General features: G+C 66.5%; 18 protein-coding genes and 1 tRNA gene. 8 read left to right on the top strand and 11 right to left on the bottom strand.

The window, feature by feature from the left end; all coding sequences use genetic code 11:
• Window positions 1-17 precede the first annotated feature (17 nt).
• From E4O86_RS09150 to E4O86_RS09105, 10 genes are all read right to left on the bottom strand, one after another.
• Complete coding sequence (locus E4O86_RS09150; RefSeq protein WP_161140226.1) at window positions 18-5,582, bottom strand: DEAD/DEAH box helicase; 5,565 nt, start codon at window positions 5,580-5,582, stop codon at window positions 18-20.
• A gap of 8 nt (window positions 5,583-5,590) precedes the next feature.
• Window positions 5,591-6,661 (bottom strand): hypothetical protein, encoded by a 1,071-nt coding sequence (locus E4O86_RS09145; protein ID WP_161140225.1) that lies wholly within the window; start codon window positions 6,659-6,661, stop codon window positions 5,591-5,593.
• Window positions 6,658-9,441 carry a hypothetical protein gene (locus tag E4O86_RS09140; protein ID WP_161140224.1) on the bottom strand — a complete coding sequence of 928 codons (2,784 nt, stop codon included), beginning with the start codon at window positions 9,439-9,441 and terminating at the stop codon, window positions 6,658-6,660. The genes E4O86_RS09145 and E4O86_RS09140 overlap by 4 nt, the downstream gene beginning before the upstream one ends.
• 318 nt (window positions 9,442-9,759) lie before the next feature.
• A complete protein-coding gene (locus tag E4O86_RS09135; protein ID WP_161140223.1) occupies window positions 9,760-11,787 on the bottom strand; it encodes a Druantia anti-phage system protein DruA in 2,028 nt (675 codons plus the stop codon).
• Between the two features lie 69 nt (window positions 11,788-11,856).
• Window positions 11,857-13,551, bottom strand: coding sequence for an ATP-binding protein (locus tag E4O86_RS09130; protein ID WP_343039130.1), 1,695 nt, complete (start codon window positions 13,549-13,551; stop codon window positions 11,857-11,859).
• A 3-nt stretch (window positions 13,552-13,554) separates the two neighbouring features.
• Entirely contained in the window at window positions 13,555-14,211 is a 657-nt protein-coding gene (locus E4O86_RS09125) for an RNA polymerase sigma factor (protein WP_161140222.1), read from the bottom strand.
• A 178-nt stretch (window positions 14,212-14,389) separates the two neighbouring features.
• The gene (locus tag E4O86_RS09120) at window positions 14,390-16,345 is read right to left on the bottom strand and encodes an ATP-binding protein (RefSeq protein ID WP_161140221.1); all 1,956 of its coding nucleotides are present in this window, start codon (window positions 16,343-16,345) and stop codon (window positions 14,390-14,392) included.
• A 365-nt stretch (window positions 16,346-16,710) separates the two neighbouring features.
• Window positions 16,711-17,211 carry a GNAT family N-acetyltransferase gene (locus E4O86_RS09115; protein WP_343039131.1) on the bottom strand — a complete coding sequence of 167 codons (501 nt, stop codon included), beginning with the start codon at window positions 17,209-17,211 and terminating at the stop codon, window positions 16,711-16,713.
• A gap of 13 nt (window positions 17,212-17,224) precedes the next feature.
• On the bottom strand, window positions 17,225-17,521 hold the full coding sequence (locus E4O86_RS09110) for a type II toxin-antitoxin system TacA family antitoxin (RefSeq protein ID WP_161140219.1): 297 nt from the start codon (window positions 17,519-17,521) through the stop codon (window positions 17,225-17,227).
• A 354-nt stretch (window positions 17,522-17,875) separates the two neighbouring features.
• A tRNA-Gly gene (locus tag E4O86_RS09105) sits at window positions 17,876-17,950 on the bottom strand.
• 213 nt (window positions 17,951-18,163) lie between these two features.
• Between E4O86_RS09105 and E4O86_RS09100 the strand changes: the two genes are divergently transcribed.
• From E4O86_RS09100 to E4O86_RS09085, 4 genes are read left to right on the top strand one after another with little or no spacing between them, the layout of a single operon-like run.
• On the top strand, window positions 18,164-18,679 hold the full coding sequence (locus E4O86_RS09100) for a prolyl-tRNA synthetase associated domain-containing protein (protein ID WP_161140218.1): 516 nt from the start codon (window positions 18,164-18,166) through the stop codon (window positions 18,677-18,679).
• A gap of 49 nt (window positions 18,680-18,728) precedes the next feature.
• Window positions 18,729-19,649 (top strand): thioredoxin, encoded by a 921-nt coding sequence (gene trxA / locus E4O86_RS09095; RefSeq protein ID WP_161140217.1) that lies wholly within the window; start codon window positions 18,729-18,731, stop codon window positions 19,647-19,649.
• Window positions 19,650-19,689: 40 nt separating this feature from the next.
• A complete protein-coding gene (locus E4O86_RS09090) occupies window positions 19,690-20,358 on the top strand; it encodes an LON peptidase substrate-binding domain-containing protein (RefSeq protein ID WP_161140248.1) in 669 nt (222 codons plus the stop codon).
• Between the two features lie 21 nt (window positions 20,359-20,379).
• Window positions 20,380-20,574 (top strand): Trm112 family protein, encoded by a 195-nt coding sequence (locus tag E4O86_RS09085; protein WP_161140216.1) that lies wholly within the window; start codon window positions 20,380-20,382, stop codon window positions 20,572-20,574.
• Between the two features lie 18 nt (window positions 20,575-20,592).
• Here E4O86_RS09085 and E4O86_RS09080 read toward each other — a convergent pair whose 3' ends face one another.
• Complete coding sequence (locus E4O86_RS09080; protein WP_161140247.1) at window positions 20,593-21,819, bottom strand: ubiquinone biosynthesis hydroxylase; 1,227 nt, start codon at window positions 21,817-21,819, stop codon at window positions 20,593-20,595.
• Window positions 21,820-21,913: 94 nt separating this feature from the next.
• Here E4O86_RS09080 and tesB point away from each other — a divergent pair, with 94 nt between their 5' ends.
• The 4 genes from tesB to E4O86_RS09060 all read left to right on the top strand — a co-directional run.
• Window positions 21,914-22,780, top strand: coding sequence for an acyl-CoA thioesterase II (gene tesB / locus E4O86_RS09075; protein ID WP_161140215.1), 867 nt, complete (start codon window positions 21,914-21,916; stop codon window positions 22,778-22,780).
• A 184-nt stretch (window positions 22,781-22,964) separates the two neighbouring features.
• Window positions 22,965-23,303 carry a P-II family nitrogen regulator gene (locus E4O86_RS09070; protein WP_161140214.1) on the top strand — a complete coding sequence of 113 codons (339 nt, stop codon included), beginning with the start codon at window positions 22,965-22,967 and terminating at the stop codon, window positions 23,301-23,303.
• 31 nt (window positions 23,304-23,334) lie between these two features.
• Window positions 23,335-24,672, top strand: coding sequence for an ammonium transporter (locus tag E4O86_RS09065; RefSeq protein ID WP_161140213.1), 1,338 nt, complete (start codon window positions 23,335-23,337; stop codon window positions 24,670-24,672).
• 181 nt (window positions 24,673-24,853) lie between these two features.
• Window positions 24,854-25,924 (top strand): DNA translocase FtsK 4TM domain-containing protein (locus tag E4O86_RS09060; protein ID WP_205520797.1); only part of this gene is annotated, 1,071 nt, incomplete at its 3' end.

Here is a 25,924-nt window from a genome sequence, read left to right as displayed (position 1 = left end):
GCAGCCGCAGCGGGGTATTAGTTCGCGATCTGGCTCTGCACCGCGCGAGTGGCGGCAGGCAGGTTACCGCGCACCAGCAATTCATTGACTGAGATCACAGTGACTCCATCCCATTCCTCGCGCATCTGCGCGATCAGGGGGTCAGCGGGATGATCGGTGGTGAGCGCGCCCGACAATGCAATGGCGTAGCGGCGACCGTCTGGTCGGGTGGCTAGGATGGGAACGATCACTTGGCCTACACCTGGTACGCTGATCTCCTCTTCCAGCGTGAACTTCGTGCTGTCTGCTTGACGCTCCAAATCCTGTTTCAGTAGCTCCGTCGACGCCTTGATGCGTCCCGGGTCGAACGGCTGTATTTCACCGTGAAGCAGGTAGTCGAGCAGTTCAGCACCGACATGGCGGTCGAGGAAGCCGTGCTCGAACTTGTTCTTGAAGCTGCGCAGACAGCGATAGCAGGATGCATCGCAACTCTCCGGGCAGGTCTTCATGAGCGCTAGAGCTCGTTGGAACAACTCCTCGCCTTGCCCCGCCAGTTGGCCCGCGAAGCCGGCGCCCCCCGGGAGCGTATCGTAGAGGAAAATCTCCGCCTCGAGGCCGTTGCGACCACCCGGCGTGAGTGCCGGTCGGTACTCCGCCATTAGCTCGCCGGCTTCGATTTCTAACATTTCGCAGGCCGCTTTCGCGAGCGCTTCGCTGACGGTACGAAGCGCCACATCGGTCGGGTAAAAGCCTGGCTTCAGCTTGAGCGGGGCCGCCACCCGCAGCGAGAAGAGCGCAATGTCAGTGATGAAGTCCGTGCCGAGAACCAGGTGGCGCGTGGTGCCGGACCCTGGGCAGTCCGGCTCCTTGTCGTTGGGATAGGGCTTACGGTGGGGGCCGCTCATCGCCGCGGAACTTTCGGCCGTCGCTTCGATCCGCCCACATTTGGTGCAGTAGTTGTAGCCGTCGTGCTTGGGCCCCGTGTTCGAGACGAGCAGATGCTTGCGGTCGGGCATGGCGCGGATGCGCTCGTTGACCGCGATCCACTTCGCGTCGTCGGCGGGCGTCGGCATCGTCAGCTTGGCGCGCGTCGCGTACGCCGTCTCCGGCATGTCGTCGGGAGAGGTTAATTCCTCTTCGTAGACGGGATGCGCGAACCCCGGCGGGCGCAGCCAGTAGCGGGTCGGCCCGAACGTCCCTTCCGCGCCGCACGCGTAGCAGTCCTTGGCAACCCCAGGCTCAAGCCCGGCGTCGAGCGGTACCGTCTCGGCGAAGCTACATTCCGAGCACTCGCGATAGAGGCGACGACTCTGCCAGGCATCGTAGCGATCCTCCGCCATCGGCGAATAGATCGCCCCCGACGTGTAGCACTTGCCCGAGATCCAGACCGTCTTGCCGGGCGCGTACTGCGAAAGCGCAACGGGTAGCGACTGCGACGGGGCGAACTTCATGATCGGGCGGTGGGGGGTCGAACGGTCGACATCGAACACGTTAAAGGGCGCCACATCGGTTGGGAACGCGTAGCGCGGGAGCACTCCCTTATAGAGCAGCCGGTCCAAGAGCTTCCCGGTGAGCGCCTTCTGAGGCGGCGCTTCCTCGCCCGCTTCGGGAGGTGCCTCAGCGCTCTCCTCGACGGAGTTGTCGTTGGTGTCCTCCGTCTCTTCGGTGAACTTGTCTCCGCCCAGCGCCTGCGATCGCATCGCCTCATCGATCGCCGCCAAGCAGTCGGACGCCATCTCGTCGAGCAGTTTGGCGCGATCCCCCTGAGTCAATTGGTGCGGGATCCAACTCGCCACGCGCGCCCGAAGCGCCGGAGCATTCGAAGCCAGCCAATCGGCGAAGTCACTTCGGTTGAGTCGGGCGGTCGTGGTCCGAAAGTCCTCGATCGTGCCGAGAACCGAGAACAGGTTAGGATCCGCCGTCGGATCGAACGCGGGAATCCGATCCTGGTGGTAGCTCTGGAGCAGGAAGGCCCGGATGTGCCGCTGGACGATGTCGGGGTTGTCGAGCGTGAGCTTGGGGTCGACGACCGGCCCCGCAATCATCGCGTCTGGTTCGCTGAAGTAATGCTCGTCGTGACTATCGGCGCTCCCGAAGGCCACGACCGTCGCGACGGCGTTGCCGCGGCGGCCGGCGCGGCCGGCGCGCTGCTGGTAGTTGGCGCGCCCAGGGGGCATGTTGCGAAGGGCCACGCCAGAGAGCGCCCCGATGTCGATGCCGACCTCCATCGTCGTCGTGCTCGACAGCACGTCGATGGCGGTTGCACGCTTCGCTGCCGCGCCCCAGTTCATCTCCACGTCCTGGAACAGCAACTCGTTCTCTTCCGCCTTGGAGAACACGTCCTCGCTTTGCGGGGCGTTCAGTTGCGCCGTGTGTTCGGCCGCGATGAGTGCCATCGGCTTGCCGCTGGGATCGGTCAGCGCGGCGACGACCGGAGACCGGTAGTAGCCCTTGCGGGCGGCAAAGACGGGATCGTTTTCGGGGTCGAGCGCGGCCACGTCCGCGCTTCCGCAATCCAGGCAATGCGGGAGCTTGGGAACTGGCCGGTGCACCGAGCGGCAGGCGGAGCAGCGCACCCAATCTCCGTCCAGCTCAAGCGAGAGATTCTTCCCGGCGAGCCGCTTGTACCCGCTTTCCATATCGGCGGCGAATATGGTCATCAGCGTCGGGTGCCAGCTCTTGTCGAAGATCTTGTAAGCGGCCTTGTCGGGGAGCACCGTTCGCATCGCCTGGAAAGAGCCCTTGCGCGCTTTGACGCTGGTCCCCCGGCCCTTTGGCCGCTTGTACCAGGTGCTCGGCATGGCGTTCAGCCAGAATCCTTCGGAACGCCAGCAGCGCAGCCATGCGCGCGCGAGCGCGATCTTGTCCTCATTGGTCTCAGCAACGCCCGCGATCGCGGGCAACGCGTGCACGTCCTTGGCCTTGTTCGCTGCCTCTCGCAGCGAGGCGAGCGCGAGCGCCTCTAAGCCGAGATGGCGGTCGCGCACGGTCTTGACGATGTCGTCGAGCAGCGCCTCCGGCGGGGTCTCGTTGCGCACCTCCATCCAGAGCATCTGGAGCTTCATGGGGTCGTCGAGCGCGCCGTCCCTGACCGCCGTGTCGACGCTCGCCTCGGCAGCGAAGCTCTCTCCCGGCTTGAGTTCGGGCCGAAGGCGGACGCCGAGCCCCTTGGAGCCGAGCAGGACCGAGAGGTAGAGGTCGTCGAGGCTCAGCATCGCCGGGATCATCGGATGCTGCCGCAGCCGGTCGAAGCCCCAGACGATAAGCGAGCGCAGCGCGTCTCGCACGGAGTACATCTGCAAATTGGGCGCCAGCCGCGCGGCGACCTGCCGGGAATCGGAAAACACCAGGACCTTGCGACCGCGAAGTGGCGCGAAACCGGTTGCCGGTTGCGGGGCGGGCGGTTGGACCTGTATCTGCCGCGCTACGAGCGCCTGGAACGGCTGGTCACCCTTGGTCTGGTGATCCTGGATCGAGGTGCGGCCGTAGGCGGCGCTCTCGCCGCAGACCGCACATGGGGTGAACTGGCCGCGAACCTCCGCCCGGGTGTCGACCTCGCCGTCATCGTCGGCGGCCGGCGTGATGCGGTCCTTGCGGATGTAGACCGACCGCGCGCGAGCACCCAGCTTAGGCGGATTTAGGCGGCCTGTCTCGAGGTCGTAGTCGGCGAGTTCGGCTAGGTCGGTTAGGCGCGGCGCTTCGAGGAGCAGGTCGAGGTCAAGCAACGGCGCTGTTTCGCCACCCTGCATCCTGAGCCGGCGGCCGGGCTCCGACCAGAGCGCGTTCGGCGTGTCGACGTCATCGGAATGCGCCCGTGCATGCGCGGCACCGCAGTTGCGGCAGGTGTAAAACTGCAGGACGCGCGCACCGCACCCGCACGTCTCCCGCGGCTGGCTGTACATGCGGCCGCAGATCCCCGACCGCTCCTCGTCCGTCAGTTCGGTGCAATCGGCGTCCATGCACACCCACAGTCCCGGCAGGCCGCGGTAGAAATTGTGGATCCGGCACGGAAGCAGGCCGGCCGCCTCGGGCGACTCGCGGGCGACGCTGCCGAGCGCCAGCAGGGCTGTCACCGCCTGATCGGCGAGCGCCGGGCTGTCAGGAAAGAGCGCGCCGCCGAGGCTCGCGACGGGCCGCGCTTGTTTCATGGTCATGTTCACGAGCAGGCCGAGCGGTGGGAAGTCGACGAGCGCAGCGTGGAGGTCCTTCTCAACATCGCCGGTGGGCTCGACGGATCGATGCGCGAGGAGGGGTGCGACGGCGGCCGCGCGATCAGCGGGATCGGCTGCGTAGAAGCGCACAAGATCGAGCGATGCGAGCAGTTCGGCCTCGTGCACCGACCCGGAAGCGGCGTGCGAGCGCAGATCGAGTTTGCCGGTGACGGGAACAAAGCTCTCCGCGGGCACACCCGACAACTGAGCGCCGAAGTCGCTGGCGTAGTCTCGGCTGCTGAAGCTGGCGGTCGCGCAAATGACCTGGAAGCGCTCGACCGGAATGTCCAGCCGATCACGCAAGCGACGCAACAGCAATCCGACCTCGGCTCCCGCGGCGCCGCGGTAAAGGTGCGCTTCGTCGAGCACGACGGTGAACTTCTCGCCCGGATTGCTCGCCAGCCACGCGCGAGTCTGGTCGAAGATCGGCCGCTCGATCGGGCGCATCATCATGTACTCGAGCATCGAGTAGTTGGTGACTAGGAGGTCGGGGGCCGCAACCTGAGTCTCGTGTCGGGTGATCAACTCCGAATCGTTTTCGAGCGTGACCGCGCGCAGGAACTCGCCGGTCTTCGGGTTCACCCAACGCGCGCCCTTGTCGCCGAACCAACGTTTGAGATCGGGCTTGGCGGGCCATTTCCCACGAGCCTTCAACTGCGCGCGGAGTTCCACCGCGCGGGCCTGCTCCTCGGACGACGGCCCGGACGCCTGCCGCTCGATCTCGACGAAGAACTCCTCGAACGAGGCCAGCTTCTTGCCGTCCCGCTTTCCGGACCGCACGCCGGCGTAGGGCGTACGACTCGTATATCGGGCGAAAGTCGGCGGTCGCTGGGCCCAACCGCGAAACATCTCGACCAGTCGCGGGTCCCCGAAGATCGCGCGGAGGCGCCCCAATTGGTCATTGACCAGCGCGTTCATAGGATAGAGCAGGAGCGCGCGCACGGCATTGTGCTTGAAGCCGCCGGGTCGCTCCGCGGCTTCGCGCGCGAACTTGCCCAGGATCGGCATGAGGAAGGACTCGGTCTTGCCCGAGCCGGTACCAGTCATGATGACGAGGTTCTTGGACTCGATCAGCGCGTGCGTAATCGCGTCGCCCTGGTGCCGGTAGGGCGGATCGAACAGGAGCCTCGGACCTTCGTCTCCGGGCTTGGCCAGCGTGGTGTAAATCGCGAGCGCTGCGGGCGGTAGCCCGCTCATTTCGGCAAACCGTTTCCCGGCCTGATACTTAGGGGTCGACTCGAGATAGGGTATTTGGTGAGTAACGCCCGCACGCTCGAGGAGTTTACGCCGTTGCCAGATCAGAGCCGGGTTCCCGATATGATAGGTTGCTTCGATGTAGTCCTTCAGCGAAGCGTGAAGATGATCGATCGTGTCTTGGATTGTTCGGGCCATGTGTCTTTTCATTTCCACGCTGGATCTGACTGCAGGAAGAGGAAGTCGCGCAGGAACTGCTCTTCCGTTGCCGCTTCTGCCGGAGAAAAGCGGTAGGACAGCAGGCTGGATTCGGGCTCCAACTCCTCTCCGACGAACGCTAGGCGGCGTCGCGCCCAGTCGGGAATCGGCGAGAAGAGGTCAATGGTCACCGCGTCACCCGAGGCCTGCCGGCGATAGAGCTGACAGTCACCCGAGAGCGCGTCGACGGCCATTTGGGCGCGCCAAGCGATGTCGCAGCCGCGCCAACGACTGCCCGCGGGAGGAAAGTCGATCAGCCTAACCGCCGCTCCGTTGGCCAGTTCGGCGTAGCCCCAGAGATCGGCCCCGTAGGCTTGCGGACGGCGGACGATATACCGGCCGTTCAGCGTGCCGGGCTCGCACCAACGCGCCCGGTACCGTCGCGAGGGCCGCCTCCCGTCGAGAACGCGAAGGTCGGCCACTTCGCCGGAACGGGTTTGACGGTCCAGCAGGGAGTCCAGCGACGCGACGAGCGCTCGTGCGGCCTCCTGTTTGGGATGTCGGAGCCAATTCTCCATGGAGAGGTGTCGAAGCCCGAGCCCTGTGAGCAGGGTCTCGAGATCCTCGCCGGGCGAGGGATCGATCGTGCGCGTGGTGCCGCGGGTGCGCAGCCGACGCTGAAGGTCAACGGGCACCGGCGTCGCCTCGTCAGGTGCCAAGCCCAGCAGAAAGGCGGTTCCCGAGGCCCGCAGAACGAACGACGGCGGGGCGGCGAACAGCCAAGTCGACTTGACCGTTTCATCAAGCGTCGTGACGTCGCTCAACTCCAGCAGGTCGCCGATAGCGACCAAGGCATCGATAGCCTCCTCGACGCGGTCGGCGAAATCATCGCCGGCCAGCCCGCGGTGGCTCTCCACCATGGATCCAAGCAGTGTTTTCGGCGAGCAAGGGCATAGGAAGCCGGCCAGGCGTCGCAGTCCTGCAGCGATGTACTCGCCGTCGATTGTTGCCGACGCTTCAAGGCCGAGGTTCGTCCGCGCCGCGCGGACGACGTCCTCAGCTTTCGCGAGTTCGATCATCCGCGCCTCGGCGCGGACGTCGCAAGAGGCGCGGCGCTGCGCACCGGGGTCGCGATGTGGATCAGCCGCGCACCCCGGATGACGGCAGGCCAAGGCCGCGAGGCGGCGACGAGACGGCTGACCGCCGGCCGATCCAGCGGTGCGTAGCGACCCATGGTGTCACACAGGTCGAGCGCCGCCGAGCAGGCCTCCCGCCGGGCAACGCCGTACCGATCGGCTAGGCCAGCAAAGTGATTGAGCCGTTCGTCCCGGCCCATTGATCGGTAGAGAATGGCATCGCGCGCGAGAACGAAGGCAAAAGCCGGCGGCCCGCCGACCCGGTCTGCCAAGCGCCGCAGATCGTGCTCGCCGCGCGATGACCGCTTGTAGGCAGCCTCGGCCGCCGCCCAGTCGGCGCCGCACAGCAATCGGATAAGCTGTTCCGCGAGACCCTCTACGGCTCGGTCACGGCGCTGGCCAGCCAGGGGGCCGGTGAGGCGCGCGCCAGACCAGAGTTGAATGAGGTCGTGGAGCAATAGCACAGCCTCGTCGCCGGTCGGTAGCGACCTTATGACCGGCTGGACGAGCAGTCCGGCGAACCCGCCCACTACTTGCGGCATGCTCGCGACGAGGGCTTGACGCTGAGCGCCGTAACTGGCGACGCAAAGGCCGCCAATCCCGTCGGGAACCCACGCGGTCGCGAGGACGTCGCGACTGATCGGCACCCCCTCGGCGGGCGCGGCGAAGGGATAGAACATTACATGGAGGGGATCGTCACCCTCGTGGTCATCGACAAGGCGAAGCGCCGTCGAGCGCTGCGTCTTGTGCCACACCCAGCGGACGGGGCTAACGTCGCGGGTCAGCGGGACGCGGTGGCTGCCGAGCGCCTCGCCATCGACGATGAGAGTGCCGGCGCTCGCGCTCAGATACGCCCAGGGATCACGGTCTCTCTGCAGGAACGATGCTAACGCGCGCTCCCATGCGCTTGGCGTCGTTGGTAGCGTGAGTTCGGCGACCTTCTCGCTGGACAACTGATCGCCTCCGCCGTCGAGCAGTTCGACCCACGCGCTGACGCGGCGCCCAGAAGGCCCGAAGATTTGGAGTGCCACTTCGCCTTCCCAGAGGCGATCCAGGCTGGGCTCGGCCGGCTCCGCTGTTACGACGAGGCCGTTGTGACCCGCGCTCCCGGTGCTCCACGGCTGCGGTGGACGCACGACGAGCGACACGAAACCTTCGACCGGCGCCAACGCGGCGTCGCCACCACCGTCGGCTCTGATGGCGCGGACCATAAGCTGATGCTGCCCGGTCGAGAGCGCCGGCAGCTTGATGAACAGTGGCAACTGTCCGCCGGCGGCCGACACACGGACGGACTGTTCTCCGTTCAGGCGAAGGTCGTACGCGGCGAGAGGGAAGTCGCTCTCTAGGGCAAAGCAGGGTGTTTCACCTTCAACCCATTCGCTAAATCCCTCGCCATCCCAGCGGCGGGCATCGAGGCCAGCGGGCCGAATCCGGACCGTCTGGGCGACGGAGAGACCAAGGGCCTTGAAGGCGACGATGTCAGCGGCCGAGAGTTGATCCGGCACCCGGAGCACCCACGCCTGCACGCCCGCGCAGCGGAGAACCGCCGCCTCGGCGAGGGCAGGTATAGGGAGCGTCTCTCTTGAGACCAGCACGTAGGTTCGGCCTGGTCGCACCAAGCGGCCGATGATCTCATGCGCGAGGCCGTCAGGACCGACGCGGAAGACCCAGAGCGGGCCTGAGCTGATGCAGCCATCGCTTTGCAGAAGATTCTCGACGACGGCATTCTGGCTCTCGAATCGGACCATCGGTTGGCCGGTCGCGGGCCATTCGGCGAGGACGCGCCGCTGATCGCCTGAGGCGAGCCATCCGGCTGGGAGCGCGCCGGCCGAGCCGGCCACCGTGCATCGCGTTCGCCGAAGGAAATGACCGACATCGGGATGGAGGTCGGCAATCGGCCTCAAGCTCGGCAGTTCGACGACTGGCGTCCATTCGGACGTTCCCGTGCGACGCAGCGTTAGGCGCGGACGAATGTAGGGTGCGGCGGACTTCTGTGGCTCGGACTGCTCGTTGGCGGCCTGGCCGCGCGTGACCACCAGTCCTCGGGACGCTCCCTTCATCTGGGCGCGCTCAACCGCCTGACGAGCGTCGCGTAGCCAGGCCCGGGCGCTTCGAGCCCGCTCCAAGTCCTCGACGACCCGCGCCAGCGTCGGGGGGTGGATGAAGTGCTGCGCTTCGGCGGCGCGTCCGCCCAATAGCGCTAGGACGATGCGGCCGACGATCTCCTCTTGTTCGAGGAAGTTGCGAAACCGCGAACTGGCATCTTGGGAGAAGCGCGCGATATAGCGGCCGAGGTCGGCTGGGGGGCTCTCGATGCGGGCGGCGACCTGAAAGCGAAGCTGGTAGAGGGCGCGGGCCAGCTGCTGCTGGAGATCCTTGGGCAGCAGCGCGTGTGTGATCGGCCAGGCGATGATCGAGAACCAGTTCGCCCAGGGGCCGGTGGGCTTGAACCCGCCGTAGGCGGTGTGGAACTTGCGAAACCAGTTGCGCAGCGAGGTGCGGTCGGCGCGCTGGGTCCACAAAGGTGTTCTGGCCTCGAAGGTCGACCAGAACTCCTCGCCGTCGTAGTCGTAGCCCTGCTCGGCCGCGTAGACCACCCAGACGAGCCAGTGCTTACCGAGCCGCTCGCCGGATCGCAGGCTTTCGTGAAGAGCCGTCGCGATGCTGGCGCGCTCTTGGCGATCTAGCCCATGCTCGAGCGCGAAAAGCGGGAGGTTACGCACGCGCCGCACGGCCGACAGGGAGGCGAAATGCTCTTCGAGCCGCCTCTGCCAGTCATTAAGAGTAGGGACGCCGGGGGGCGACGTTATCACCCCGAGGTCTGGTTCCGTCGGCTCGCCTTGAGAGGACATATGTCCTCGGTGCATTTCACGATATCCCCTCTGCCTCCTGTGGCGACCACTTCATAGCCTTCCCGCGATGCACGATAGAGTTGAAGTGGCTCCTAAATCTAGAGCACTCGACCACACAGCCGGGGCCGAAGGATCATTGCGCTGGCCACCGTCCTTATTCGCGGTGCCAACCCGAAAATGACGTCCGGCTCAGCCATCGTTGAGCGCCAGCGAGAACTGGCCGTTCGCATCGGTGTGGAGCGCGGCGAGGACGCTGGTGGGGCCGAGCGAGGAGAGCCTTACCAGCGTCTCCTCTCGCAGAACGCGCTTGCTGAGCCAGCGCCGGCGCCATGCGGCGGCAACGCTGCGTACGTCGGGACCCTGTACTTCGACGCTCGTCAGCCCCACGAGCGCCTCGCGCGCCTGCGGGTTGAGTTCGCAGCCGTAGAACAGGCGGGGAGTCGCGTGGTGAAGGATGGAATCGCTTTTAAGGCCGAGCGCGTCCAAACCCTCGCGAATCTGGCGAAGTCTTGGGCTAGTACCTTCACCGAAGCGATTATTAACGCGCCGGGCGTCGTGCCGGAACATAGCCATGCTACGTAACGCGTGGGCGGTTTCTGTCCCGAGGTGCAGTGTTCCAAAGCCGCCAGTCAAGCTTTTACCAATTGCGCCCCAGCGCAAATCGTATTCGAGTTCAGGATGATCGGCACTCGCTAGCGCGAGGCGATTGTACTGGCTGGAGCCGACGCCATAGAGCGAGGTCGTGGTCAGGATCTGCAGGTCGGCGGGTTTGCTGATCGGGCGTCCCGCCATTTGCGACGCTATTACGCTGACCTGCCCGCCGTAGCGCCGGGCGTAAGCGTCGCTGACCTCCCGAGACGCGAGGAGCAAGGCAACCAGCTTTCCGCCGAGCAACTGATTGTAGGGGTGAACCGCCCCGCAGATGCTTACGTCAGCGACTTGGCTCGATAAGCCGGATTTGCGGAATTCGGCAAAGGCTATGTCGAGCGCGCGCTGACCCGTAGTGGAGGCGAATAGGTTCTCCAGCCCAGCGACCGGATCGCGCGCCACGCGCGCCGTGTTGAAGGTGCGTTTGGCGAAAAGAAGCTGTGCCAAGCTCTCGGCGCGCTTGCGGACGAATAGGAGGTCCTCCGACGCGCGCCGCCAATCAACGTCATGGCCGGCGCTTTTCACCTCACCACGGTGGGGTTTCACCCGGCCGTCCTCGTCCCGGTGCTGCTCGTAGTGCCTTCGGAGTTGGACGTCGCGTGCAGCCGCTGCTCCGGCCGCGCGTTGCTCCAAGCGCAGGCATACGGCCTCAGACGGTGACCTGAGCTCCTTTGCCGTCACCAAGTCGTCTGAGCGGATGTTGGCGATGGACTCGGTGAGACGGTCGAGAAGAGCGCCGCCGAGCGCCGGAGCATCCCACAGGCCCGTTTCAACCCGATCCCGCGCAGCTTCTCGCAGCCAGCCGATCCAATTATCGCGGCAGGCGAGACGCATGACCGGGCTCGCCAGCATGGCAATGCCGATAATCGGCCTGCGCGGCCTGGCGGCATTACGGACGAGCACCAGCATCTGGCGCCCCGGAATGGCCCGATACTCGTGCGCCCAGGTGTGCCGGAAGTAACGCCAGATGTCGGTCAGAGCGAGGCCGGTGTCGGGGCACTTGGCGCCGGCCTCACAGACCTCGATCACCGGGTCGATGAGGCGGGCGAGCGCAGCCTCACGGTCGAGATCGCCGAAGCGTGAGAGCGCCCGAATTTCGCGAGCGAGGTCGGCGCCGCTGTCCACCAAGTCGAGTACGGAGAACCGGCCGGCTGGCCGGGCCGTGCGCCGTTCCATGCGTGTGAGAAACTGCCGTACGGATGGCTCGGCAAGTTGCCGCTGGCGAGCCGCCTGCAAGGAGGTGCGGACGCGCTCTTTGATATCTTCGATGCTCTGCTGGTTTTCGCGCCCGATGCCGGGCGGCGCAAAGGTGATCCTACCCTTGGCGAAGTCGATCTGCCAACCTTGTTCGTGGAGATCCGCTATGAGCAGGCAGATCGCCCGCAGCTTGAGACTGTCGCCATCGTCAACAAAGCGCCGCGCGAGCGAGCGAAGCTCGTTCGCGAAGCTGGGTGGCACGGCGCGTCCAAAATCCAGAACGTCATGAAGGCGGTCGCGCTCACCCGGCGCGAGATACGGGGAGAAGAGCCGCTGACGCCCCGGCCCGTACAAGTCCTTATCTGCCGTCACCCCGCCTCCAGAATCGCCTCTGGGCCGATCACGACCCTCCTATTCTATGGCCGATCCTGCGGGGAGCCGCTAGCGGGCATTGTCCCAAGCACCCGCTCCAACGTCCTCTTCTTCACCGGAAAGTAGATGCGCAGCAAGCATTTCCAAAGCTTGGTTAAGGCGTTGCGACCATGGCGCGAGGCCTCCCTCGGTGCCGTGCGCGCTTCGGGGCTCGTCGCATAGAACGGCATCGCCGAATGCGAACAACATAACCTCAAGCGCGGCGCGCAACTCGGGCGTGGCCGCCGGCGCATCGTAGATGTCGCTGAAGAACCGGTGGGCCGTGTTGAGGCGCAGGGTGCGAAGGTCACCGCTGCGATCGACCTTGAAGAAGGGCTCGTCGGGCACATGCTCTAGCACGGTGCGGTAGCGCGGCGGTCGCAGGTCGAGTTGCCCTTGGCCCGACGCGAGGCCAGTCGGTGCGCTCATGGCGCGCTCCGACAGGCGACGTTCGCCCGGCGACGGCGACAGAGCTCGCGCGCGACGCTCGAGTTTGGCTTCCTTGACCTTCATCCTGAGTTGCTCGATCGCCTTGGGCAGGCCGGCCTGAAGGAGCAAGTCCCAGGCGAACGGGGACACAGTCACCTGCTGCTTCGAGGTCGTTACGCCGAACGCCTCGTCGAGCGTGGCCGAGAACTCGACCTCCACCTTGATGTAGCGGTCATTGTTGATGAAGCTGGTCCAGGGAGTCCGTGTCTGCACGTCGATCAGCCGGCCATTCCGGCTGAAGATGAGCCCGTGGTAGTCCTTCATGACCGCGAAGCGATCATTAGCGTTGACGCCTACGGCGTCGCGGGCCTTGTCGACGGAGCCGAAGCTCGGGGGCAGCCAAGCGTAGCGCAGCGTAACCGCGCCCATGTACGTGCGGTCCTCGGGGTTCCGGGCCTCGAGCCGAATCGGATCGAGCGGGACAGCTCGATCAGCGTCGAGGTCGAAGAACCTGAAACCAGGTGTAAGGAACAGGGGGTCGATCGGCTCGACGAACTGCCCATCTACGTAGATTGCCGCGTCGCCGCGCAGCTTGTGGTAGGTGACGCCGAACTGTCGACACAGGTTCTCGCGTAATCCCTGTGCGGTGGTCCACTCGAGCCGATCCAGCTTCTCAATGAGGATCACCGTGCCGGATCTCCAGCCCGCTGGATAGGCCGCAGCGATCGCATCCGCGACGAACGGCGGTAGGGTGGCAGGCTCCGCAACTGGAACAACTATCTCACCGGTCGGATCGGTATAGTCGCCGGAGGCGAGGCGATCGAGGTCGACTGTCACGGCAAAGAGGCGACCGCCTTCCACCGCCGAATAAACGGTAAACCGGCGGCCCAGGCTAACCGAGGCGCAGGGCAGACCGTAGCCGTAGCGGCCCAGTCCGCCACGATCGTTCTCCCGGTGGGTGCCGCCCCACATGACCGCCATGCGAATCATGTCGGGCTCCATCCCGTGACCATTATCCACGACGGCGAGCTGCGCCGGCTTCTTGAGCGAAGTGCCGCCTTCGAAGCCGAATAGCACGTCGACGCGGTCGGCGTAGGCCTGGACGGCGTTATCGATCAGTTCGGATATCGCATCACCGTTGCTTCGGTAGCCGAGGTCACGGATGCCGCGGACGAAGGCCTCTGGCACGATCAGGCCGAATCTCAATCGCGCGCCGCCCTGCTCGAGGTAGGCGCGCTGGGCCGCGAGGGCGGGCGCGAAGCCCGCTCCCCGCAGCGAACCAGTGATGCCCGACACGGCTCAGGCCGCCATGCGGAACACGGCGCAGTGCTGCTCAATGCGGCGATGCAGGACGAAGCGGCTGATGCCGGCAAGGGCCGCCACCTCCGACATTGGCCGCTCCTCCAAACGGACGAGCCGAAGCGCCTGGGCGATGTTCGGCGGCAACTTGGCGAGCGCGCGGTCGATCGTGATCCGCTGCTCGGCCTCCATGATAGCGCGTTCCGCCGCGGGACAGGGAAAGTCGTTGACGTCGATGGCCGCGTGCTCGCCCTGCCTGACGGTCGCGGCCTCGATCGTGGCGGTGTTCGGGATGCGCGCGGCGTCCTCGGCCGCGACCCGGTCGCGAGGCTCCTCGCGGTAGCGACGCGTGCGCTGGCCGGGAGGGGCGTGGTCGGCCCGCACCTTGCGGATGGCGGCGAGCATGGCGTGCCGGAGCAGTTTCATAGGCGGCGTCATGCTGAGGGCGCTCGGTCCGGAGGCAAAGAGATTGGCAATCGCTTCCTGTGCCACATCCTCAATCAAATGATCAGGGAGGTCAGGCGCACGGGCCCGGCACATGCGGCGGGCATAGGCGAGCACCGCGAGACCGAAGCGCTGGTTATTGTACTTGGGGGTGCCAGTGAGGGCCGCCTGTATCAGGGCGGCAAACGTGATCGTCGAGACGCCGTTCTTCACGGAGTCCTCCTTTCGCTGCGTTGGCCTTCAGATCAGCTTGAAGGCCGATGCAGCGTCCGGGGACATGACGGCACTTGGCCGTACCTACACTGGTCTCGAGCTGTACACCTACTAGGGCCAGCCTAGCAGGCCGCGGTGCGACCTGCCAAGCTGGCCTTCGACGTAACGTCTGTTGGCGCTACGCCGCCTTCTCCAAGTCGCCGTCCTCGCCGGGTGGGTTGCCAGCGGTCTCGTGCTCGGCGGTCTCCTCGTCCACTGGTGCCATCGTCTGCTGGAGCGAACGGTAGGCGTCGTTGAGGAAGCTGCTCCAGTGGCGTTCGCGCTGCGCTTCGTACCAGAGCGACGCCTGCTCGTCGTCGACCGTGAGTTCGGCGCGAGCCAGGGCGATCAGCAGCACATCGAGCGCGTGCTTGGCCTGACCGACATCGGGCGTCTTGAGAAGTGGGCCATAGAGCGTCTGGAAGAAAGCGTGCTGGCGGTTGATCAGAACGGCCACCTGCGTGCCGTGCCGCCACTCCGGCTTGTAGAACGGCCCGCGCGCTTCGTCGTAGAAGTCGATGACATAGGGCCGCTTCTTGGCCTCATCCTCAAGCGCTTTCCGCGCAGCGTCGATTGAGACCTTATTGACCTTCGACCGGCGCTTCGCTTCCTCCTCGAACGCTTCCCGCGCGTCAGCCTTGCCGTGATCGGCGACGCGCGGACGCTGGCCCGCCACGCTGTCGGCCTTCGCGGCAGCCGCCTCGCCCAAGGTGGGAGCGTCAGCTTGGCGAGCTTCGGCCGCCTTGCGCTTGTCGCTCTCAGCCTTGCGCATCTTGCGCTGGAAGGTCTGCTCGCGACCGAGTTGCGCGTCGATGCCGATCTCCTTGCTGGCAAACAGTCGCCACAGGTCCTCGATCGGACGGACCGTCTGCTTGTCGTTGGTGATGCCGAAGACCTCGTCGAGCGCCGGCTCGAAGCGGACCTCGACGCCCCAGTGATAGGCGTAGGACTGCAGGAGTGGCCAGTCGCCCAGTCCCTTCGCCTGATCGCGCAGCGACTTGGGAAAGACGTCCACGGTCTCGATCTCGCGCTTGGCCCGCACGAAGGCCATGCCGCGTCGGCTCTTACGGATCTCGAAGCGGCGATGGGCGTCAGTCTCGGCCTTACCATCCTTGTGCTCGGCGAAGCCGTAAGGAAAGCGGCTGACCCGCACATAGATCGCGCCCATGGCGACGACGTTGGGATCTGCGGCGTCGAGTTCGGCCTCGTCCGCGACCCTCGACAGCACCATCTGACCAGTCTCGGGATCGAGCGCGTACTTGACCGCAATGTTCCATTCCGCGCTCTGCTCTGCTCCACCCTTGTCCGGGTCCAAATAGTAGCGGGCGCCTGGAGTCAGGAACAACGGATCGACCGGCTCGACCTTCTTGCCATCAATGTAGATGCTGGCGCGATCCAGGAGATAACGATATGTCACCCCGAAGTCATCGAGCAGGTGCTCGCGCATGGTCGACAGCGTGCGGTAGGTGAGCCGGTCCGGCTCGACCCAGACCACGACGGTCCCGTGATCGAAGGGCAGCCCATGCTTGTCGAGATAGGCTTGCACGAAATCGGGCAACGAAGCCTCGACCGGGTCACCGATGGTCTGGAGCCCGTGCTGCTTCACCTCACGGACATCGAGCTTGGCCATGGTGATCGGTTCATCGGCCTTGGTGCGGGTATAAACCTCGACCTGACGCGTCTGGTTGATCGAGGCGTTCGGCAGCCCGAAGCCGAACTTACCGATGAAGGAGGGGTCGTCGAAATGGGTGCCCGAACCCCAGGAGAGCGCATACTGCGCCATCTTCGGCAGCATGCCCGAGCCGTTGTCGATGAACGCGATCGCGTTGATCGATTCCGAGCGCTGATATTGCTTTAGCTGCTTAGGTTTCGCGAGGCAGACGTCGATGCGGCTCGCGCCGGCCTCCATGGCGTTGTCGACGATCTCGCGCGCGGCGGCGGCGGTGTTGCGGTAGCCGCTACGGCGCTGCGACTCGAGAGCCTGAGCCGCATTGAAAAGCGGAAACTCGAAGTCCTCGGGCAACTTGTCGAGGTACTTCTGCTGCCGCTCGATCTCGGTTAGCAGGCGGTCGCTGGTCTGGCTGTCGATGGTCATTGTCATCCTCCGTGTTCCCGGCGCCTGGCCGGCTGGTGACAAGCTACTAGGGCCAACCTATCCGGAGACTGTGCGCACGAGCGAAGCTTCTTTCGAGGGTGGAGGAGCAACGGCACAGCGCACGTCTCGTTGTGCGAAGTGGCGAGCGAGGCGGTTCAAAGCGGCGCTAGGTCCGACCGTTCCGAAGACGTTCCAGGACGCCTAAACGGAATCAGAGTGCGCCTCAGGTGGTTGCAATGTGGTTGCAAGGCTCTGGAGGGAGACTCCAAACAGGCTTTAAGCTGCTGATGTAAAAACCCAAATCCAAGAGGTTGGCAGCCTTCGGAGTGCAAAGCCACGGGGGTCTCGCCTTGGATGGCGCAACTTCATCCGAGCCGTCTAAGTGCCTTTGCGGCGGTTTCGGCCAGAAGGAACAAGCGGCTTGGCCTTGACGGAAAAGGTTGAAATCCGAACCTCTTGTAGAATGCCGATCCGCGCTCGTCCTTCGAGTCAACCAGAATGGCATAGACAGCCACGCTCTGCGCAGCAGAGAGCGTGCGCCTCAGGGCGTCGGCGATCAGTAGCTCGCCCACGCCCTGCCTGCGGACGCGCTCGGCCCGCGCAAGGCGCCCCACGAGGGCAGCGGGCAAGGCCTCATAGCGGGGCAGCTTGCGCGCGAGGTCAGTCGGCAGGTCGGAGAGGCTCAGCGTATAGGTACTGAGCGAGTAGAATCCGGCAATGCCCTGGTCGTCGGTCGCCACGAACACGCGCGCAAGATTGCGTTTCTCGTCCTGGCCAGCGCGTTCGCGGAACCAGATGTCAAGGGCAGGTTGACCGCAGGTGAAGGCACGCCGCTCATGATGCGGGCCGAGCGGCTCAATGGTCACGGGCAAGGGGCGGTCAGCCGACCACGGTGCGGTGACGCCGGAGGGCCTCGACGAGTGCGTCTGTTGGCTCAGGCGGATTTCTTACCGCCTCCAGGAAAGCTTCACGGTCCGCGCCGGTCAGAACCATTCGCTCGTGCTCATCGAGCACGCGCCGCGCGCCTTCGTAGGCTAGGTCGCCGGCATTAAGGCCGGTAACCGACATGGCTCGCTGGATGAGCTGCTTTGCCGACGGCGCCAGCCGGAGTTCCAGGCGTTCGGTCTTGTACTCCCGGTCCTTGGGCGCCTGTCTGCGTTCGGATGAGCTTGCCATATCACCTCCAATCTGCGATAGATTGTACGGTGGATCGCCGTGCAGGGCAAGCGATTTTGCTACTGGCGCGGTGATACCGTCAGGACACGATTCAGCCGGGGAAGCAGTTCGGGGAAGCCGAATGGCGATCGAAGCAAGTTTGGGGAAGCACTGCGAAGCAGCGCGCTCTGCGCCGCGGAGCACTTCCCTGTGCGAACATCAGGGGCGTCCGTTCTACGCCACGGCTGTGCGGAGCGCGCAAACTTTCCCTGACGGCTGCTTCCCCCATGCTTCCCCGGAGTTTGTAGAGACGCCAGGGAAGCAGAAACGGCCCCGCAGGGCCGCTTCGAAGTCTCTGAAGTTGCTGAAGAAAACTGGAGCGGGCGAAGGGATTCGAACCCTCGACCCCAACCTTGGCAAGGTTGTGCTCTACCCCTGAGCTACACCCGCGTCGACGCGCGATACGCATCCAGTGGCGCGTATATGGCGCAAGGCCCCGGCGAATGCAACAGCGGAGTGACTGCGGTCCGGGGCCCCTTCGGCGGGCGCGGCATGTCCCGCCCCTTGGCGCCATCCCGCGCAGCGCGGGGCCAGGGGGCGGGAGTTGTCGAGGGCGCCGGCATGCGTTAACCCGCGCCGTCGCACGCCTGCAGGAACAGAGCCATGCCGATGAGCCGCCGCGACCTTATGGACTTCCTGGGCCGGCTCGGGATCGCCACGACCACGCACGAGCACCCGCCGCTCTTCACCGTCGAGGAATCGCAGCGCCTGCGCGGCGCAATCCCCGGCGGCCACACCAAGAACCTGTTCCTCAAGGACAAGAAGGAACGGCTGTTCCTCGTCGTCGCGGAGGAGGACACGGCGATCGACCTGAAGTCGCTCCACGGCCGGATCGGCAGCGCCCGCCTCTCGTTCGGGCGGCCGGAACTGCTTTACGAGACGCTCGGCGTCGCGCCCGGCTCGGTGACGCCGTTCGGCGCGCTCAACGACAGCGAGCGCCGGGTCACGGTGGTGCTCGACGAGGCCCTGCTCTCGCACGATCCGCTCAACTTCCATCCGCTCGAGAACACCGCCACCACCGCGATCGCCGGCGCGGATCTCATCGCCTTCCTCCGCGCGACGGGGCACGAGCCGCTGATCGTCGCCCTGTCGGAGACGGTGCCGGCGGGGCTTCCCTGAAGGCCGCCGCGACGCCACATTTGAGCCGAACCTGACAAGGACCGACATCATGAGCGACAGCTTCATCACCGGCGGCCGGCAGAGCGCGCCGTCGAGCCAGGACGAGCTCGTCAAGGACACCACGACCCGCACCTTCCGGGCGGACGTGCTGGAGCCCTCGCGAACCGTCCCCGTTCTCGTCGACTTCTGGGCGCCCTGGTGCGGCCCGTGCCGCCAGCTCGGTCCCGTCATCGAGAAGGCCGTCCGCCAGGCCGGCGGCAAGGTGAGGCTCGTCAAGATGAACATCGACGAGCACCCGGAGATTGCGGGCCAGCTCGGCATCCAGTCGATTCCGGCGGTGATCGCCTTCAAGAACGGCCAGCCGCTCGACGGCTTCATGGGCGCGCTGCCGGAGAGCCAGGTGCTCGCCTTCATCGAACGCGTCGCCGGGCCGATCGGACCGAGCGCGGCCGAGCAGGCGCTCGAGGCGGCCGAGGCGGCCTTCGCCGAGAAGGATTATGCGGGTGCCGCCAACCTCTACGGCGCGGTGCTGCAGGAGGAGCCGGAGAACGCCAAGGCGGTCGCCGGCCTGGCACGCTGCGAGATCGCGCTCGGGGGCGTCGAGCAGGCCCGCGCGATCCTCGACAGCCTTCCCCCGGAACTGGCGAAGGATGCCGCCGTCGCCGGTGCACGGGCGGCGCTGGAGCTGGCGGAGCAGGCCTCCGAGCTCGGCAGCCCGGCGGAGCTCCGTGCCCGCATCGAGCGGCACCCGCACGACCACCAGAGCCGCTTCGATCTCGCGCTCGCGCTCAATTCCCGCGGCGACCGCCTCGGCGCGGTGGAACAGCTCCTCGAGATCATCCGGCGCGACCGCGAGTGGAGCGAGGACGGCGCGCGCAAGCAGCTCGTGCAGTTCTTCGAGGCCTGGGGTCCGAAGGATCCGGCGACGATCAGGGGCCGCCAGCGCTTGTCGTCCCTGCTTTTCGCCTAACTTCTCTGAAAGGCGGTGCGGCGCGAGGCGAGACGTGACGGTGCAAGCGGGCAATCAGCGCTACGACGAGCCGTCCGATCTGCCGGACGTCATCCCCGTCTTTCCGCTCGCCGGCGCTCTGCTCCTGCCGAACGGCCAGCTTCCGCTCAACATCTTCGAACCGCGCTACGTCGCCATGATCGACTGGGTGCTCGGACGCGACCGCATCATCGGCATGATCCAGCCCCAGCTCGACCAGATCGCCAACGAGCGCGACCCGGACCTCTGCGAGATCGGCTGCGCCGGCCGGATCGTCCAGTTCTCCGAAAGCGGCGACGGCCGGTACCTCGTCACGCTCGCCGGCATCACGCGGTTCAAGGTCGTCGAGGAGATCGAGGTGGAGACGCCGTTCCGGCAGGCGCGCGTGAGCACGGCCTCCTTCTTCGACATCGCCGAGCCGCGGCAGGGCGAGGCGGGGGTGGACCGCAAGGCGCTCCTGAAGACGTTCCGGGCCTATCTCGACGCGCACGGGCTCGAGGCCGATTGGGAGAGCGTCAACAAGGCATCGAATGCAAGCCTCGTGACCGCGCTCTCCATGATGAGCCCGTGGGGTCCGTCCGAGAAGCAGGCGCTCCTCGAGGCGCCGGACCACGCGCGCCGCGCGCAGACCCTGATCGCCATAACCGAGATCGCGCTCGCCGGCGGCCGCGCATCGCCGTCGCTGCAATAGGCCGGCTCGGAGGAAGCAGACATGGAAGAGCGTTCACAGCCGCGGCAGGTCGATCCGAAGCTGCTCGAGATCCTGGTCTGTCCGGTCACCAAGACGACGCTCGAATACGACCGCGCCAGGCAGGAGCTGGTGAGCCGCGCGGCGAAGCTCGCCTACCCGATCCGCGACGGCATCCCGATCCTTCTCGAGGAGGAGGCGCGACCCCTGGAAGAATAGGCGCCCCGCCTCCCGCCGTTAGATCGCGTGGCCGGCGAGGAGCTTCGGCAGGTCGCCGCCGAGGCCGGCGGCCTCGCCGATGAACATCCGCTTCAGCTGCGGCATGCGGTCGACCAGGCCGAGCCCGAAATCGCGGAACGCCCGCACGGGCATTATGTCGTTCGAGAACAGGCGGTTCAGGATGTCCGTCGTGACCCCCATCTGCCAGGTGTCGTAGCGCCGCCAGCGCTCGTACCGGCGCAGCACGTCGATACCGCCGATGTCGAGCCCGAGCCGCGCCGCATCGACGAGCGTTTCGGCGAGCGCCGCGACGTCGCGGAAGCCGAGATTGAGCCCCTGGCCGGCGATCGGGTGGATGCCATGGGCCGCATCGCCGAGAAGGGCGAGCCGCGGCTTCACGAAATCGCGGGCGAGGATCAGGCCGAGCGGATAGCCCTGCCGCCGGCTCTCCAGCTCGATCCTGCCGAGCCGGTGACCGAACCGGCGCTCCAGCTCGACCAGGAACACGAACTCGTCGCCGTTCAGGAGCCGCTCGGCATCCTCCTTCCGCTCGGTCCAGACGAGGGAGGACCGGTTGCCCTTGAGCGGCAGGATGGCGAAAGGGCCCGCCGGCAGGAAGTGCTCCACCGCGACGCCGTGGTGCGGCCGCTCGTGGCCCACCGTGCAGACCAGCGCCATCTGCGGATAGCTCCACTCGACGGTCTTGATGCCGGCGAGGCTGCGCAGCCGCGACCTGACGCCGTCGGCCGCCACCAGCAGCCTGGCGCTGCGGCGCTTGCCCGACGAAAGGTCGATCCGCACGGCGCCCGGCTCGGGAGAGAACCCGGCGACGCCGTCGCTCCAGGTCGTCTTCACGCCCGCCGCCTCCGCTTCGGCGCGCAGCGCCTCCAGGAGAGGCGCATTGCCCACCATGTGCGCGAACGGCTCGCCTTCCGCCACATTGCCGTCGAAGGTGAGGAACACCGGGCGCGTCGCGTCGCCCGTCCGGCTGTCCGTCACCTCCATCGAAAGGATGGGCTGGGCGTCGTCGGCGAGGACATCCCACACGCCGAGCCGCTCGAGCATGCGGCGGGCGGCCGCGGCGATCGCGGAGGAGCGCTCGTCGGAGGATGCCGCGCCGGACGGGCGCGCATCGATCACCTCGACGGCGAGATCGGGCAGGAAGCGCTTGAGCGCAAGGCCGAGGCAGAGGCCGGCCGAGCCGCCGCCCGCAACGACCACCTCCGGGGCCTCGCGATCTCCCATGTTCGCCATTCCTTGTCCCCGCTTGCTTGACTCAGCCCGGCACTCTGCCGACCTTGCCGAGCCCCGACTGGGATCCGCGACGACCGGAAGGTCCATGCCAAACGCCATTCAGAACCTGCTCGACATTCTCGATCTCGAACCGCTTGAGCACAACCTGTTTCGCGGCCGCAGCCCTCAGGCCGGCTGGCAGCGCGTCTTCGGCGGCCAGGTCATCGGGCAGGCTTTGGTCGCCGCGACCCGGACCGTCGAGCCGGGCCGGAACGTGCATTCCCTGCACGGTTATTTCATGCGTCCCGGCGATCCCACGGTTCCGATCGTCTATCAGGTCGACCGCATCCGCGACGGCAAGAGCTTCACGACCCGCCGCGTCGTCGCAATCCAGCACGGCCAGGCGATCTTCTCCATGTCGGCCTCGTTCCAGGTCCGCGAGAGCGGGCTCCAGCACCAGATGGCCATGCCCGACGTGCCACGGCCCGAATCCCTGATGTCCGAGGAGGATATGAAGGCGCTCATGATGTCGAGCGCGCCGAAGCCGATCCGCGCCTACTGGGAGCGCGAGCGTCCGCTCGAGTTCCGCCCGGTCAGCCTGAAGCACTATGTCAGCCGCACGAAGCTCGAGGCCGTTCAGCGCGTCTGGTTCCGGGCGACCGGCCCGCTTCCGGACGATCCAGCCATCCACGATTGCGTGCTCGCCTACGCGTCCGACATGACGCTCCTCGACACGTCGCTCTTTGCCCACGGGCGCTCCGTGTTCGACAGCGACCTGCAGGTCGCAAGCCTCGACCACGCGATGTGGTTCCACAGGCCGTTCCGCGCCGACGACTGGCTCCTCTACGACCAGGACAGCCCGAACGCCTCGGGCAGCCGCGGCCTCACGCGGGGCGCGATTTATGCGCCGGACGGAACGCTGGTGGCCTCCGTGGCCCAGGAAGGGCTGATCCGGGTGAGGCAGTCTGACTAAAAGATTCGCCTTTCGACCGATTCTGCCCACGATTTGTGCATTCGATCAGTCTGTAGGCGCTTCGGCGCCGCGGTTCCGCCGCAAACGCTGAAACTGGCACGCAATTTGGACAGCTCCTCGCAGCGGGCAGTCGCCCGCGTTCGAGCGCGGCATCCGAAGCCGCCAGACAGGAGCGAGCGACCGCATGAAACTCATCATTGCGATCATCAAGCCATTCAAGCTGGACGAGGTGCGTGACGCGCTCATGACACTTGGAGTCCAGGGCCTGACCGTCACGGAGGTTCGGGGATACGGCCGCCAGAAGGGCCATACGGAAATCTACCGGGGCGCTGAATATGCGGTCAGTTTCATCCCGAAGGTGAAGATCGAGGTCGCGGTGCCCGCCGCCGACGCCGACAAGGTCGTCGATTCGATCGTCATGACCGCGAAGACCGGCCAGATCGGCGACGGCAAGATCTTCGTGGTGCCTGTCGACCACGCGGTGCGCATCCGCACGGGCGAGACCGACATCGATGCGCTCTGATCTCGGGCACTATCCATTCGCGAGGGAAACGATGAAGTTCAGTAGGATCATTCCGGCCGCGCTCGCCCTGGTCGCGGCGAGCACGATGGCCGCGTTCGCCCAGGACGCCGCGCCGGCGGCGGCAGAGGCCGCACCCGCGGTCCCCAACCCCGGCAACACCGCGTGGATGATGACGGCCACGGTGCTCGTCCTCCTGATGACGATCCCCGGCCTCGCCCTGTTCTATGGCGGCCTCGTCCGCGCCAAGAACATGCTCTCGGTGCTGATGCAGGTCATGATGATCACCGCGATGGTGATGATCATCTGGGTCCTCTACGGCTACACCATGGCCTTCGGCGACGGCGGCAACGCGTTCATCTCCGGCTTCGGCAAGATGTTCCTGGCAGGCGTGACGGCGGATTCGACCGCGGCGACGTTCTCCGACGAGGTCATCCCGGAGTTCGTCTTCATCTGCTTCCAGATGACGTTCGCCGCGATCACCCCGGCGCTCATCGTCGGCGCCTTCGCCGAGCGGGTGAAATTCGGCGCCATCATGCTCTTCGCCGCGATCTGGGTGACGATCGTCTACTTCCCGGTCGCCCACATGGTCTGGGCGGGCAGCGGCCTGCTCTTCAACTGGGGCGCCCTCGACTTCGCCGGCGGTACCGTCGTCCACATCAATGCGGGCATTGCCGGCCTCGTCGGCTGCCTCATGGTGGGCAAGCGGGAAGGCCTCGGGCGCGATATGATGGCCCCGCATTCCATGACCCTCACCATGGTCGGCGCCTCGCTCCTGTGGGTCGGCTGGTTCGGCTTCAACGCCGGTTCCAATCTCGAGGCGAACGGCGGCACGACGCTCGCGATGATCAACACCTTCACGGCGACGGCCGGCGCGATCGTGGCCTGGTCGATCATCGAGGCCGTCGTGCGCGGCAAGTCGTCGATGCTGGGCGCCGCGTCCGGCCTGGTGGCCGGCCTGGTGGCCGTCACGCCGGCCTGCGGCACGATCGGGCCGGTCGGCGCGATCATCCTCGGCGTCGTGGCGAGCGCAGGCTGCTACTTCTTCGTCTCCGTGGTGAAGCCCGCGGCCGGCTATGACGACAGCCTGGACGTCTTCGGGGTCCATGGCATCGGCGGCATCATCGGCGCGCTCGGAACCGGCATCCTGACCGCGCCGTCGCTCGGCGGCACCGGCGCCGAGGACTTCAGCATTGCCGGCCAGGTCTGGACCCAGTTCCTTGCGGTCTGCGTGACCATCGTCTGGTGCGGCATCGGCAGCGCGATCGCCTACAAGATCGCCGACCTCGTGATCGGCCTGCGCGCCAGCACCGAGGCCGAGCGGACCGGCCTCGACCTGAGCTCGCACGGCGAGGCGGCGTACCACAGCTGAGAAGACTTCCTCGCTCCCTCCCAAGCGAGCGGACCTGGACGGCCCGGCAGGCAACTGCCGGGCCGTTTGGCGTTCACGGAAGCCGGCCCCCGGGCCGCGTGGTTAATGCACGATTTACCGGGGTTCACTACGGTCCGGATCGGGACGGCCGCTTGGCCCCAGCAGTGTGCGTCAGACCGACATGACCTACGGAACTCTCGCCGACTTCCACGGCGGCCACGGCCGATTTCGCGAGTTCGCCACCCGCAACGGCACGAAGCTCGCGGGGCTTCTCCTCATCCTCGTCGCGCTCGCCATGACGGTGAGCCTCGCGAGCTGGCACGCCGACGACCCGAGCCTCAGCTATGCGGCGGACGGCCCGGTCCGGAACCTGCTCCTCGGACCGGGAGCGATCTTCGCCGATCTCGCGATGCAGTTTCTCGGGCTGGCCATTCTCGGCCTCGTGCTCCCGGTCGCCGGGCATGGCTGGAAGCTCTTCCGGCTCCGCGTGCCGCGCCAGATCCGCATTCAGTCCGCCTACTGGCTCGGGGGGATCCTGCTGCTTTCGACGGCGCTCGCCTGCTTCCCCACGCCGGCTGGCTGGCCGCTCCCGGTCGGACTCGGCGGCGCGGTGGGCGATCTCGTGCTGCGGGTCCCGGAAGCGATGTCCGGCGAGATGATGAGCGCCGGCGCGCGCGCGGCGATCGGGATCGTCTGCGGCATGGTCTCGCTGCCGCTCCTCGTCGCGAGCTTCGCGCGAACCGAGCCGCTCGCCGAGCGCCTCAACCGTCCGCGCCGCCAGAAGGCGCCGAAGGCCTCGCCGACGCAGGTCGCGGCGCCTTCCTCCGCGTTCGACGGCGAAGACGACGATGGAGAGAGCGGGCGCCTCCGGCTTCTGGCCGGCTTTCTCGCCCACTGGGGTCTTTCGTTCCGGGCCGGCCTCGCGCGGCGCTTCGGCTCGAAGCGGAAGCGCGGCGGCCAGCCGAGAATCGAGCCCGTCGCATCGCCGGCGGGCGGAGCACGACGGGAGCCGGTCCTTTCCGGATTCCAGGGACAGCGCCAGGCGGACGCGAGCCCCGACGGGCCCGCGCCGGACGAGGATTACCCCCCTGAGGACGACTTCTACCCGGCCGAGGAGGATGACGACGACCTCGCGCCGCCGGCCCGGGATCCCGCGCCCGTCGCGGGCCGCCGCATCCAGAGCCCGCGGATCCAGGCGCCGGCTGCAGCCCCGCTGCCGGCGCCGCGCCAGGGCCGGATCGTGCCGCAGCCG

Source organism: Propylenella binzhouense, assembly GCF_009866965.1.
GTDB classification, from domain to species: domain Bacteria; phylum Pseudomonadota; class Alphaproteobacteria; order Rhizobiales; family Afifellaceae; genus Propylenella; species Propylenella binzhouense.
The sequence above is the reverse complement of the archived record's forward strand: the minus strand, read 5'-3'. Positions and strand labels throughout refer to the sequence as shown.